Below are 13211 nucleotides of genomic sequence, written 5' to 3'. Positions count from 1 at the left end.
CGGGTGCTGGTACTCACGCGGAAGGTCGGCGAGCGGATCCTCGTCGGTGACGACATCGTCATCACCGTCCTCGACGCCCGGGGCGACGGGGTGCGGATCGGCATCGACGCCCCGCGTGGGGTGAAGATCCAACGCGAAGAGGTCGTGCGCGCCGTCACCGAGGCGAACGCCGAGGCAGCGGCCGCCGCTGCCGGAGCCGACGACGACGCCGAGGCGCGACTGCGCCGGGCGCTCGGCGACCGCGGCGGGGCCGACCAGGCGTAGTCCGGGCGAGGGCTCGCCGGCTGCGCGCTCGGGCTGCGCGCGGCTGTTGCTCGGGTGCCCGCGCACGGTCGCTGCTGCGCAGTGATCGTCGAGCGCGCCCCGCGGCGGGCGTCGCGCGGGGCACCCGCGGGGCGCGCCCCACGGCGGGCGTCGCGCCTCGTCTCTTCGGGGTGCGACGACGCTGGCGGGGCGCGGACCGGATCCGGCACGACGCACCGCGGGCGGGCACCTGCGTCCGCGGCCACCCGCGGGACGCGCCCCACGGCGGGCGTCGCGTCCCGTCTCTTCGGGGCGCGACGACGCTGGCAGGGCGTGGACCGGATCCGGCGAGGGTCGGCCTGCCACGGCGCTGTGGACTCGCGCGCGGCGGAGTGGGGCCCGCGGGGACGAGCCGACCCGTGCCTCCCGGCCGGACCGTCCCCACCGAGCGGCTACGCGCGGGGCTTCTTCTCCTGCTCGGGCAGACGACCGGCGGCGGCCTCGGCGGCGAACCACGCCGCGGCCTCGTCCTGACGTGCCTGCTCCTCGCCGAGGGCGATCGGCGCACGCACGTGCCCGTCCTCGTAGCCGAAGGTCTCGAGCAGCCGGGGCACGATCGGCCGCAGCCGGGCCACGAGCCGGTCGACCCCGGCCGAAACCGCCCGGGCCCGCTGCGCCGACAGCCGCCCGTGCACCAGGTACCAGTCCAGGTGCTGCTCGAGCAGGCCGAGGGCGAACAGGTCGCGGAGCCAGACGAGCACCCGCCGGGTGTCGCCCTCGGGGACCTGCTCGAGGGCGTCGGTGAACGCGTCCCACTGCATGAGCTCGGCGTGCGCCTTCGCCGCCTCGATGAGCTCGTGCTGCGAGCGGTTCAGCAGCCGCGCCGCGCGTGCACGGTCCTTGCCCGCGGAGGCGAGACGCACACCGATCTCGGCGACCATCGTCTCGACGCGACCCGCGAGCAGGGCGCGCTGTGAGCCGGCGTCGCGCAGGTCGGCGACGGACCGCGCGAGCGACCCACGGTCGGCGACGCTCTGCCCGATGCGGCGCACGCCGCTCGCGTCCGCCAGCTTGCCCGCGGCGATCGACGCCGCGAACCGTGCGGTCGCGGCCGGGTCCTTCGGCGCCTTGGCGCGGAACTCGGTGAGCAGCCGCTTGCCGACGAGCTGCAGCAGGACGGTGTTGTCGCCCTCGAAGGTGACGTAGACGTCGAGGTCGGCGCGGAGCCCGGTGAGCCGGTTCTCGGCGAGGAAGCCGGCGCCGCCGCACGCCTCGCGGCACTCCTGCAGGGTGTCGAGCGCCGACCACGTCGACATCGACTTGAAGGCCGCGGCCTGGGTCTCCAGGTCCTCACGGCGCTCGGGGGTGTCCTGCCGCCCGCTGAACACGTCGTCGAAGGTACGCAGGAGCTGCTCGTGGGCGAACGACTGCGCGAACACCGTCGCCAGGCGCGGGATCAACCGACGCTGGTGCCGGCCGTAGTCGAGCAGCACGCCCTCGGTGCCGTCCCCGGTCGGGAACTGGCGGCGCTGCGCGGCGTAGGTGAGCGCGATCTGCAGCCCGATCTTCTGCGCCACCACCGCGGCCCCGTCGAGCGAGACCCGGCCCTGCACCAGGGTGCCGAGCATCGTGAAGAAGCGCCGACCGGGCGAGGCGATCGGCGATGAGTACGTGCCGTCCTCGGCGACGTCGCCGTAGCGGTTGAGCAGGTTCGTGCGGGGGACCCGGACGTGGTCGAAGTGCAGCCGGCCGTTGTCGATGCCGTTCAGGCCGCCCTTGTAGCCGTCGTCCTCACCACCGACGCCGGGCAGGAATGCTCCGTCGGCGTCGCGGAGCGGCACGTAGAACGCGTGCACGCCGTAGTCGACGCCCTGCGTCACGAGCTTCGCGAACACGACCGCGGCCCTGCCGTGCAGGGCGGCGTTGCCGATGTAGTCCTTCCACGCGCCGCGGAACGGCGTGTGGATCTCGAACTCCTGCGTCTCCGGGTCGTAGGTGGCGCGGGTGGCGATGCTCTGGACGTCCGAGCCGTGCCCGGTCTCCGTCATCGCGAAGCAGCCGGGGACGTCGAACGAGACGATGCCCGGCAGGAACTCGCGGTGGTTCCGCTCCGTGCCGAGGTGGTGCACCGCAGAGCCGAACAGGCCCCACTGCACACCGGCCTTGATCTGCATCGACGGGTCGGCGGTGGTGAGCTCCTCGAACGCGGCGAGGTTGCCGCCGTGGTTGCTCTGGCCGCCGAACTCCTCGGGGTACGGCCGCTGGATCGCGCCGGCGTCGACCAGGATGCGCAGCTGGTCGAGCGTGCGGGCACGCGCGTCGGCGTACGCCATGCCCTCGATCTTGTGCATCGCCGGGTCGAGCGCGAGCCGCCGCGAGGTACGGCGGTCGTCCGCCCACCGGCCGAGCAGGAGCTGCTGCACCACGGCGACGTCGATCTGCACGTCCGTGTCCGTGCCCGCGGTCGGCGTGCCGCTGGCGGGGTCACCGGTCGCGTCGGGCTTCGGCGCACCCTCGGTGACGACGCCGGGGGCGGGCGCCGCGTCGGCGTCGGTCGGGGCGGGGGCCCCGGCGGGGCGGGCGGCGGAACGTGCGGGTGCGGTGTCGACCATGGTCGGGGTCCTCCTGGGAACTGCGGTGTCCGGTGGCGCTCCGTCCACGCTAGACAGCCCGGCCGTGTGCCGCTCGACAACCGTGCCGGGGGCACAACGGGCGAGCGCCGACCGCGCGGACCGGTCGTGGGAACCCTCCAACCGACGGACCCGTCGGCGGGACGCCCGGTGGACGCGAGCCGCCCTCGGGGAATCGGCGGAAGCTGGACCGAGCAGGCATCATGGCCGTCATGTCCCGCACCACCCCGTCACACAAGTCCCGCACCGAGCAGCCGGATCGGGGTGGCCGCACCTTCTTCGGACAACCGTTCGAGCTCTCGACCCCGTTCGCCGTCGAACTGTGGGAGCGCTTCTCGTTCTACGGCATGCAGGGCATCGTCCTGCTGTACATGTACTACACGGTCACCGAGGGCGGCCTCGGCATCAGCGAGGGCGTCGCGACCGGCATCATGGGCGCCTACGGCGGCGCGGTCTACCTGTTCACCATCATCGGAGCCTGGATCGCCGACCGGCTGCTCGGCGCCGACCGGACCCTGTTCGGCAGCGCCGTCGTCGTCATGCTCGGGCACATCGCCCTCGCGCTGATCCCCGGGGTCGCCGGGGTCGGCGTCGGCCTCGTGCTCATCGCGCTCGGGTCCGGCGGACTCAAGGCGACCGCCACGACGATCGTCGGCGGCCTGTACACCCGCGACGACGTGCGCCGCGACGCCGGGTTCTCGCTGTACTACCTCGGCGTCAACCTCGGCGCCTTCGCCGGCCCGCTGCTCACCGGGCTGCTGCAGAACACGCTCGGCTTCCACTACGGGTTCGGCCTCGCCGCGGTCGGCATGGCCGCGGGGCTCACGCAGTACGCGGTGCGCCGGAAGCACCTGCCCGAGGTCGTGCGCGACGTCACCAACCCCGTCGACCGACGCCGGCTGCCGCTCATCGTCGTGGGAGCGGTCGTCGTCCTGGTGCTCGTCGTCGTCGCCGTGCTGACCGGTCTGCTGACCGTCGACACCCTGCCCCTCGTCGTGGTCGCCGTCGTCGTGCTCGCGACCATCGGCTACTTCGTCGTGATCCTGTCGAGCGGGATCACCCCGCAGGAACGCTCGCGCGTGTTCGCGTTCATCCCGCTGTTCATCGGCAGCGCGGTCTTCTGGTCGCTGTACCAGCAGCAGTTCACCGTCGTCACGATCTACTCGGACCAGCGGCTCGACCGGTCCGTGTTCGGCTCGGAGATGCCGGTGTCGTGGGTGACGTCGATCAACCCGGTCTTCATCATCGTGCTCTCCGGCGTCTTCGCGGCGCTCTGGACCCGGCTGGGCGACCGCCAGCCGTCCACCCCGACGAAGTTCGGCCTCGGCACCGGCATCATGGGCGTCGCGTTCCTGCTCTTCCTGCCGTTCGTCGGCACCGGCGAGAACGGCACCCCGCTGCTCGCACTCGTCGGGATCCTGCTCGTGTTCACGCTCGCCGAACTCCTGCTGTCGCCCGTGGGCCAGTCGGTGGCGACGAAGCTGGCGCCGGCCAAGTTCCAGACCCAGATGGTCGCGCTGTTCTTCCTGTCGGTGTCGCTCGGCACCGCGGCCACCGGCGTCCTGTCCCAGTACTACGACCCGGAGCACGAGGCGCCGTACTTCACGGTGCTCGGACTCGTCGCGGTCGCGGTCGGCGTCGTGCTCCTGCTCGTCACCAAGCCGGTGCTGAGGCTCATGCGCGGCATCCGCTAACCTGAGACCAGCCGTACGCTCGCAACCAAGGAGTCACCCCATGCTCGAACTCATCGCAGGCATCATCATCGGCGTCGGCGTGCTCGGCGGCGTGGGCTGCTGCATGGCCGTCGCCGCCATGATGAAGAGCGGGTCCGAAGAGTACTGACCCGGACTACTCCGCGGTGTCGGTCGTGACCGGCACCAGTTGACGACTCAGGACGGTCGCGCGCTCGAAGGGGCCGCGGCCGTCCTTCGTCCATGCGGGCTCCTCGAACGCGACGGTCCAGGTGCGCTGCAGCCCGCCGATCTGGCTGCCGCCCGGCGCCACGATCACGCCGATCGGCTCGTCGGCCCACTGCTCGCCGCCGCGGTCGGTGTCGACCACCTGCACGAGGGCGCCGATCCCGAGCCCGGGGCGGTCGTCGGGGCGGGGGCTGGGGGAGCGTCGTCCGAACACGCGCCCACCGTACCGGTGGGTGGTCTCGGAACGTCTGAGCCGTCCCTGTCGACACGCCGACGCCCGGCCGCCGGGCGGTCAGGACACGTCGCCGGTCGCGCGCCGGGCGGCCGAAGGCCCTCAGCTGAGGCGTCACCAGGCGACGCGTCGTGACCGGCGCGCGGAGGCGAGCGGGGTGTCGTGACTGGCGGGGCGACGGTCGGGAGGCCCGTGGCGGGCTGGCACCGCGCCTCCAGGCCGGCGCCGGCCGCGTCCGGGGCGGCCGCCGAGCGGCCAGGACACCCCGCCGCCACCGCCTCGGGTGGTCAGGAACTGTCGGCGGCGCGGGCGCCAGCCGACAGTTCGCGCCCGCTCGGCGGACCTGAGTGGGGTGTCGCGACCAGTCGACACGACCGGCCGCCGCCCCGCCCGCCCGGCCTGCCTGCCCAGCCCCACCGCCGTCAGACGGCGGCGGGCTCCACGCGGGCGATCTCGGTGATGGACGAGTGGCCGGTCTCGGGGTGCTTGCGCATGGACAGGAGTCGCTCCATCGACGGCTCGAGCGCCGTGACCTTGTCGAGCGGTGCGCTGACGACGAGCTGGAACCCGAGCCGGAGCCACGCGGTGACCGCACGGCCGGCGAACTCCGAGTCCGCCTTGATGAACGCCTCGTCGAGGAACACCGGCGCGAACCGGGGCCGGGGCCGGGTCTCGTCGCCGAGCTGGTACCGCAGGGCCGCGCCGACGATGAACGCCACGAGCTCCTGCGTCTCGCCGCCCGACTTGTCGCCGAGCGACGAGTAGACGCCGAGGTCGGCACCGGACGTGTCGTACCGGACGGCCGTGATCTCCATGTGCCGGCGGACGTCGAGCACCGCGTCGCGCTGCGTGGTCCGGCCGCCGCGCGGCACGGACGGGTCGGGCCGGATGACGGCCATGAAGCGCCGGAGCCGGCGGAACCGGGTCTCGAGCACGTCGTCGGTCAGCTCGGTGTCGACCGAGGCAGACAGGGCGCGGAGCTCGCGGCGGAAGGCGGTGACGTCCTCGCGGGTGACCCGGCGGATCTGGATCTTCAGGCGGTCCCGGTTCGCGCCGAAGGGCAGCTCCCGCAGGATCTCGTTGACCGGTTCCAGGCGTTCCTCGATCTCGACGACGGCGCGGTCGAAGGCACCGGCGAGCGGGACGAGGTCCTCGCCGCTCCACTGCGACAGCCGTCGACGCCACTCGCTGCGCCGGGCGTGCAGGCCGGTCGCCACGATCTGGTCGAGGACCGCGTGGTAGTCCGGGTACGACGCGACCCCGGTGCCGAGGTTCGGGTCGGGCCAGGCGTCCTGGTACCGCTGGAACGTCAGCGTCAACGAGGTCGAGGCCGCCGCGGCGCCGTCGAGCGCCTGGGTCAGCCGTTCCTCGAGCCGGCGCTTGAGCCGGCGGGTGGCGTCGTCGAAGCCGTCGATGCCGTCGGGCGCCCCGACCTCGTCGAACGTCTCGGACAGGAGCCTGGCCTGCGCGTCGTCGGGCAGCGACTCCGGGGTGTCGTCGAAGCGCGCGAGGATCTCGGCGGCGGCGTCCTGGCCGTCGACGAGGACGGCGTGCCGCTCGTCGAGCCGGGTGACGGAGCGGCGTGCGGCGGCCCGGCGGTCGGCCGCCTCGTCGAGGGACGCCCGGAGCCGACTGACCGCCGAACGCAGGGTCCGGAGCCCGTCGTCGGCGGAGAGCAGCGCCTGCCGTTCCTCGTCGAGGCGCGCGAGGGACTCGTCGGTGCCGGAGACGTCGATCGCGGCCCAGGTGACGTCGACCACGTGCTGGTGCGCGGCGCGGAGCACGTCGAGCGCGGTGAGGTCCTGCGCGACGTCGGTGCGGCGGGCCTCGAGCGTGGCGAGGTCCTGCGCGATCGAGGCGAGCTCCTGCTCGACCGCGGCGACGCGGGCCTCGTTCGTGAAGCCGATGACGTTCGACTGCCGGCGGTCACCGTGCGCGCCACGACGGCCGTCGCGCAGCTGTCCGGACTCGGTGACCCGCCGTCCGCCGCCGCCGAGGTCCGATGCCGAGCTGACACAGCGGGCGTCGGTGCGGTCCGACTCGATCCGCTCGCGCACCCAGGTGCTGAACGGCGACGGCTTGATCGCGAGCTTGCCGGAGACCATGGCCGGGTCACCGTCGAGGTCGAGGTGCGGGCCGGTCGGCACGCCCTCGAACTGCACGCGGACGGGCAGGCGCAGCGCGTCGATCGCCTCGCTGAAGTCGGCCAGGCGGTCCTGGTCGACGAGCAGCGTGCGGGCGACGGGGGCCAGGACGGACTCGATGGCCGTGCGCCAGCGCTCCTCGCTGGGCAGGACGTCGAGCAGCTCCGCCACGAACGGCAGTTCGGACGGGTCGATGCCGGCGGCGCGGGCCATGGCGAGCCGGGCCTCGTGCATCGGCAGCGGCATCGCGCCCTGCCGGTGCTCGAGCGACTGCCGCTCCTGGCGCAGGGACCGCTCGCGGTCGAGGAGCGGGTACTCCTCGCGGGTCAGGGCGTCGCGGCGGTCGTCCAACGACGAGCGCGCAGCCGCGTACGTCCCGAGGAAGTCGTGGGACGCCCGCTGCGCGCTGGTGAAGCCCGCTTCCGACGAGAGCGACGCCGACAGCCCGAGCACGGCGGTGCGCTCGTCGAAGGTCGTGCGGGTGCGGACCACGGCGTCGCGTTCGCGGCCGAGCCGGTCGATGCGGTCCTCGAGGTGCGCGAGCGCGTTGCCGCCCTGGTCGCGGAGCCGGGCCTCGGCGTCGCGGAGCTCGATGTCGACCGCGGTGTGCCGGGCTTCGGCGGCCTCGACCTCGGCGCGGGCCGCGGTGCGCTCACGCGCGTTGCGGGCGACCTCGTCGTCGAGCAGCGCACGCTTCCGGGTGGCGGTCCAGTGCGCGAACGGGGAGACCTCGGCGCCGGTGGCGATGCCGTCGAGTGCCGCGGCGGCCTCGGTCGCGCGCGCGATCTCGTCGTGCAGGTCGGTGATGGGGGAGAGGATGCGCACCTTGCGTTCCTCGGTGTCCATCGCCTCGTACGCCTCGTCGAGCGCCGAGAAGTGCGCGAGGGCGCGGTCGGCCGCCTCGTAGGTGCCGGGGGTCTCGAGCACGAGCGACTTGTAGAGCGCGTCGACGGTCGGTAGGTGCTGGCCGGCCTGGATCCGGGCGAGCAGGCGCATCGCCCGGTTGCCCCCGCCGGAGTCGCCGATGCCGAGGCGGGTCTGCAGCGTGTACGCGAGCTCCTGGTAGGTGTCGCGGATGACGAGCCCGGGCACCCGGCCGGTCAGCTCGAGGTGGTGGAACCGCGACGGCACGAACTCCTCGAGCCGGCGCAGGTCGAAGGTGTCGTCCACCGTCGCCATGGTCATCTGGATGTCGCCGACGCCCCGTGCGCGCTTCGGCACGATGTACGCGCGCAGCACCGTGAAGCGCCGCTCGTCGTCGTTCCGGAACGTGACCGCCGCCGCACCCCACGTGGTCTGGTCGTCGCCGCGCAGGTTCACGTCGCGCAGGGCCCCGGACTCGGGGTCGCGCCGGGTGTCGACCTTGCCGCGCAGGTAGGTGAGCAGGTTGCGCTGGTCCGCGCTGCGGGCGCGACCGGTGGTGGCGTCGTTCGAGGCGCCGTTGAACGGCACGTCGGACGGCATCATCACGGCCAGGTAGGCGTCCATCAGGGTGGACTTGCCGGTGCCCGAGGCGCCGGAGATGAGGGTCGCCGTGCCGGACAGCTCGACCTGCCGGTGGCCGTGGAAGCCACCCCAGTTGACGACCTGCATCGACTCGGCGCGCCACTGCGCGACCGTGTCGAACAGCGCGGGGGTTGCGAACGTGTCGGTCACGCTTCCGTCTCGCCTTCGTCGTCGGTATCGGTGTCGGTGTCGGTCGGGAGGCCCGGGTCGTCGCCGTCGCTCGGCTCGCCGCCCGGGGCGGTCGCGTCCGTCTGCGCGGTGGTGGTGCGCAACCAGGCGTCGAGTTCGAGCAGGCGTTCCAGGGGGAGCAGCACCTCGACGACGCTCGCCACCCGGAAGCGGTCCGGGTCCGAGGTGCGGATGAGGATGCGCGCGGTGACGAGACGCTCGATGGCCTTGGCGACCCGGCCCTCGTCGCGGGTGCGGTCGGTCGCGGTCGCCGGACGGAAGCCCGCCACGTGCCCGAGGATCTCGGACCGGTCGACCACGACCTGGTCCGGGCCCGGTCGGGCGTCGGCACGCAGGCGCATCCGCAGGTAGACGAGGACGATCGTCTCCTCGCGGGTGTACGGCAGGTCGCGGAGCAGGGTCGGGAACGTGCGGCGCTGGCTCTCCGAGCGGGCCTGGCGCTTCCAGGCGACCTCGCGGTCCCGGTCGACGTGCAGCTCGAGGAACAGGTCGTTCAGGCGGGACCGCAGCTGGTACTCGGCGTCGAGGACAGCCCGCCACTCGTCGGGGTGCGTGCGGGAGCTGACGTACGAGTGCCGCAGCAGGGCCACCAGGGCGCGGCGCTGGTGCTCGTCGAGCCGGCCCTCGTCGCCCTCGAAGAGGGCGAAGCTGGACTCGTCGCGCTCGTCGTCCTGCATCACGGATGCGGGGTCGTCGTAGGGGACCGTGTCGTCGACCGGTGCCGGCGTCGTGTCGCTCACCGTGCCTCCTGTGCGTTCTCGTCGTGTGCGTCGCCGACCGGTGTGCGCTCGTCGGCGAGAGCGGCGGTGGGCATGTGGAAGGTGACGGGGCTGCCGTCGGGCCGGACCGTGCGGTGCTCGGCGACGTGCGCGGCGGACTCGAAGTCCTCGCGCCCCGTCAGCAGGTGCGCCAGGCCGAAGAGCTCGACCGGCCGCCGCTGCTCGGGCGGCAGCCCGTGGAACGCGTCGACGCTCGAGTCGGCCTCGGCGAAGCGGAGCGCCGCGCGCAGCTCGGTCAGGAGCGGGCCGCCGTGCCTGCGGAGCATGTCGACGTCGAGGTCCTCGAAGACGTCGTCGTCGGGCTCCTCGATGGGCGGCGGCACGGACTCGGCGTCCGGGTCGTAGAAGCGCTCGCGCAGCGTGCCGACCTCGGCGGCCGCCGGCAGGAGCGGCAGCGGGATGCGGTCGCGCGCGCCGCCCTGGTCCATCAGCGTCGCGAGGCCGCGGTTGATCGAGCGGAGCACGGCGTCGAGCTCGCGGTCGCGCACCACGTCGTGGGCGACGATCTGGTCGCGGAGCGTGGCGGTGAGCTGGCGGCGCTGCGCGAGGACGTCCTCGATGCCCTGGCGCAGGATCGTCACGGTGTTGCGGAACGCCCGCCGCTCGCCAGCGCCGAGCCCCTGCGCGAACGGGTGCGACAGGATCGTCGCGATGTCGTCGCGGAGCCGCAGCAGCAGGGCGTCGTCGCGGAGGAGCTCGAACGCGCCCTCGAAGGCGCGGCCCTCGGGGGTGGCCTCCATCAGGTTGTCCGTGCGCGCCAGGTAGTCGTCGAGGATCTCGCCGATGGGGCGGACCTCTTGCCGGAAGTCCTCGACGATCGAGCGGTGCATCGTCGCGACCGCTTCCTCGACGCGCTTGAAGTCGCTCGGCAGCTGGCGGATGAGGTCCGAGATGTTCGTGTACCCGTCGCGCATCCGGTCGTCGTCGACGGCCACCACGTCGTCGCCGTGCTCGAGCCGCTCGCGCTCGGCCTGCAGCTCGGCGATCTGGGCGTCGATCCGGCGGATCTGCACGTCGGGATCGGGCTCGGCGCGGGCCGCCCACCGGTGCACCGCGTCGACGATCATCGCCAGCCGGCTCTCGCTGATGAGCGCGCGGTCGGCCGACAGGGCGTCGACGAGGCTCAGCGCTTCGAGCGCGTGGCTCGTCAGCGAGTACTGCTCGTCGCCGTCGGGGGAGTTCGAGCGGACGAGCCACTGCGCACCGACCCACTCGCGGCACAGCGCGCGGCCGTTCGGTCGGGCCTCCTGCTCGCCCTCGGCCTGCTCGCTGGCGGGGACGCGTGCGCCGGCGGCCTGCAGGCGGGCGACGTGCTCCTCGACCTGCAGGTGCATGCGGTCGGCGGGGACGTACTGCACGTCGCGGTCGAACACCGTGCGGAACACGGCGAGGACCGTGGCGCTGGTCGGCCGGGACATGAGCCGCAGGGTCGGACGGTCGAGGACCGCTCGGACCCGGGCGAACTCGAGGTCGACGTCGGTCATGCGCCCCTTCGTCCGATCGTGCTGGTGGTCCGGCCCGCGTGCTGCGGACCGATGAGATGACAAGAGCCCGACGCTGCTGCGTCGGGCTCTTGTGTCAAGGGTGGGCGATACCAGACTCGAACTGATGACCTCTTCGGTGTGAACGAAGCGCGCTACCAACTGCGCCAATCGCCCCCTGCACTGTTCGTGCGAGTCGATAGTAGCGGATCTGCGGCGGTGCACCGAACACGGCGCGCGCCCCGGGTGTGGCGCGGCGTCCGACGGGCCTGGCGAGGGGTCCCGATCCGCATGAACACGGGGGACACGCCCGGTGAACGGGATCGATTTTGGCGGAAGTGCCCCGGTGCGTATAGAGTTTACGTCGTCGCCGCGACAGCGGAACGACAAGTGCGGATGTGGCGCAGTGGTAGCGCATCACCTTGCCAAGGTGAGGGTCGCGAGTTCGAATCTCGTCATCCGCTCGAGTGTGGTCTTCTCCGGAAGACCGCGACTCACCAGAGGGTATCCCACCGTTCGGGTACTCACGGAGACGTGAACCTCGATGGTGGGGTGGCCGAGAGGCTAGGCAGCGGCCTGCAAAGCCGTCCACGCGGGTTCGAATCCCGTCCCCACCTCCAGTTCCACACTCCTCTGGGCGATTGGCGCAGCGGTAGCGCGCTTCCCTGACACGGAAGAGGTCACTGGTTCGATCCCAGTATCGCCCACCACGACGAAGACCCCCGGGAAACCGGGGGTCTTCGTGTTTCTCCAGGCGTTGCTCGAGGCTCGGATCAGGTGCCGTGGCACGGTTCCGGCACGATCCGCGAACGCTCCCGCCGCCTTCCGTTCTTCCTGCCGCTCGTCTGCCTGATGGTCAAGGACTGCACCCGTGCCCGACCCCGCCGACAGCGACGCCTTCGATGCCGACTCCTGGCCAGGAGCACTGTCCAGCTCCTGGCCCGACGAGGAGACCCCGCAACGCGCCGACGCGGAGATGCACCGCAAGCGGTCCACCTACCGGAAGGTCGCCCGCACCGGTTTCGTCCTCGCGCCGGCGATGTTCTTCCTGCCGCTCGTCGTCCCGTTGGTGGCTCGCGAGTGGCACTCCTGGGTCATCATCTGCATGACCGCAGCGTGGGCGGTACTCGTCTCGGCATGCTCCTTCGCCGCGATGGCGAACACCAGACCCGGCGGTCATCCCGGCATCCACCAGACGTGGGCGGTGCCTGCAGCCGTCATCGCGATGGTGCCCGGCGGGCTCGCCGCCTTCTTCCTGTACGGGGCCGTCATCCACGGGCTCTTCCTGCTGTCCAGGTGAATCCACCTCGAGGGGAACCACCCCGCGTACGACTTCGCTGACGCCGCCGCGGACCTCCGCCACGCAGCCGCCATGTGGTCCGGCACCGTTTGCAAGTTGCCCAATGGGCATGATTGCGCATTGGGCAAGTTCTGGTTACGGTGAGTCCATGGCAGCAACCCCGTCGCTCCGCGACCAGAAGAAGGCGGCACTCCGCGACGAACTGAGCGTCACCACCGTGCTGCTGGCACGCGAGCGCGGCCTCGACAACGTCCGTGTCGAGGACATCGTCCGCCAGGTCGGCGTGTCCCGCCGGACGTTCGGCAACTACTTCTCGAGCAAGGAGGACGCGATCGCCGACCGCCACGTGCAACGTGTCCGGGCGGCGGCGACCGACCTCGCACAGCACCCGGACGACGAGCCGCTGTGGGCGGCGGTCACCGCGGTCCTGCTGGCTCCGTACCGGGCACGAGCGGCAGGGTCGTCCGGGGACGACCAGAGCGGCCTGATGGCCGTGCTCGCGACACCCGGCATGCAGTCCGCGGTCGATCGTGGCGCCCGGACCGCGAACAGCGTCCTCGCGCAGGCGATCGCCGCACGGCTCGGTGTCGAGCGCGACGATCCGCTGTCGGCAGCCGTCGCGGCGGCAGCGCTCTCCACCCTGCTGACCACCTTGGAGTCCTGGGCGTCGAGCAGCGACGCGGGCTCGCTCGAGCCGATGCTCGTCGCTGCCTTCCAGCGGCTCGGCAGCGGCTTCGACCGCCTGCACGTCTGACCTCCACCCGCACCGTCCGGAAAGGCTCTTCCTC

9 protein-coding genes and 4 tRNA genes are annotated in these 13211 nt (G+C 72.5%); 7 read left to right on the top strand and 6 right to left on the bottom strand.

The genetic code is table 11. The annotated features are described in order from the left end of the window. The first annotated feature begins 3 nt into the window (after positions 1 to 3). Positions 4 to 264, top strand: a complete 261-nt coding sequence (gene csrA, locus BIU97_RS05870) for a carbon storage regulator CsrA (RefSeq protein WP_071255195.1) — start codon at positions 4 to 6, stop codon at positions 262 to 264. A 431-nt stretch (positions 265 to 695) separates the two neighbouring features. Here the strand turns inward: csrA and BIU97_RS05865 are convergent, their stop codons facing one another. Continuing rightward, complete coding sequence (locus tag BIU97_RS05865) at positions 696 to 2855, bottom strand: acyl-CoA dehydrogenase family protein (protein ID WP_071297236.1); 2160 nt, start codon at positions 2853 to 2855, stop codon at positions 696 to 698. Between the two features lie 230 nt (positions 2856 to 3085). Here BIU97_RS05865 and BIU97_RS05860 point away from each other — a divergent pair, with 230 nt between their 5' ends. Next, positions 3086 to 4567: a peptide MFS transporter gene (locus BIU97_RS05860; RefSeq protein ID WP_139195925.1), complete on the top strand. Its 1482-nt coding sequence runs from the start codon at positions 3086 to 3088 to the stop codon at positions 4565 to 4567. 154 nt (positions 4568 to 4721) lie between these two features. On the opposite strand, the gene BIU97_RS05855 is transcribed toward BIU97_RS05860, so the two are convergent. The 5 genes from BIU97_RS05855 to BIU97_RS05835 form a co-directional block, all read right to left on the bottom strand. Continuing rightward, a complete protein-coding gene (locus tag BIU97_RS05855) occupies positions 4722 to 5006 on the bottom strand; it encodes a hypothetical protein (protein WP_071297234.1) in 285 nt (94 codons plus the stop codon). Between the two features lie 440 nt (positions 5007 to 5446). Then, positions 5447 to 8824: an ATP-binding protein gene (locus BIU97_RS05850; protein WP_071297233.1), complete on the bottom strand. Its 3378-nt coding sequence runs from the start codon at positions 8822 to 8824 to the stop codon at positions 5447 to 5449. Further along, a complete protein-coding gene (locus tag BIU97_RS05845; protein WP_139195924.1) occupies positions 8821 to 9603 on the bottom strand; it encodes a DUF4194 domain-containing protein in 783 nt (260 codons plus the stop codon). The genes BIU97_RS05850 and BIU97_RS05845 overlap by 4 nt, the downstream gene beginning before the upstream one ends. After that, the gene (locus BIU97_RS05840) at positions 9600 to 11126 is read right to left on the bottom strand and encodes a DUF3375 family protein (protein ID WP_071255216.1); all 1527 of its coding nucleotides are present in this window, start codon (positions 11124 to 11126) and stop codon (positions 9600 to 9602) included. The genes BIU97_RS05845 and BIU97_RS05840 overlap by 4 nt, the downstream gene beginning before the upstream one ends. A gap of 101 nt (positions 11127 to 11227) precedes the next feature. Next, positions 11228 to 11300: transfer RNA gene (locus BIU97_RS05835), tRNA-Val, on the bottom strand. Positions 11301 to 11515: 215 nt separating this feature from the next. Here BIU97_RS05835 and BIU97_RS05830 point away from each other — a divergent pair. From BIU97_RS05830 to BIU97_RS05810, 5 genes are all read left to right on the top strand, one after another. Then, positions 11516 to 11587, top strand: a tRNA-Gly gene (locus BIU97_RS05830). A gap of 82 nt (positions 11588 to 11669) precedes the next feature. After that, a tRNA-Cys gene (locus BIU97_RS05825) sits at positions 11670 to 11743 on the top strand. 15 nt (positions 11744 to 11758) lie between these two features. Continuing rightward, positions 11759 to 11833, top strand: a tRNA-Val gene (locus tag BIU97_RS05820). Between the two features lie 161 nt (positions 11834 to 11994). Continuing rightward, positions 11995 to 12423: a hypothetical protein gene (locus BIU97_RS05815; RefSeq protein ID WP_071255220.1), complete on the top strand. Its 429-nt coding sequence runs from the start codon at positions 11995 to 11997 to the stop codon at positions 12421 to 12423. A 148-nt stretch (positions 12424 to 12571) separates the two neighbouring features. Continuing rightward, complete coding sequence (locus tag BIU97_RS05810; protein ID WP_071255223.1) at positions 12572 to 13177, top strand: TetR/AcrR family transcriptional regulator; 606 nt, start codon at positions 12572 to 12574, stop codon at positions 13175 to 13177. Positions 13178 to 13211: the final 34 nt, after the last annotated feature.

Source organism: Curtobacterium sp. MCBA15_009 (genome assembly GCF_001864895.1).
GTDB lineage: Bacteria > Actinomycetota > Actinomycetes > Actinomycetales > Microbacteriaceae > Curtobacterium.
The sequence above is the reverse complement of the archived record's forward strand: the minus strand, read 5'-3'. Positions and strand labels throughout refer to the sequence as shown.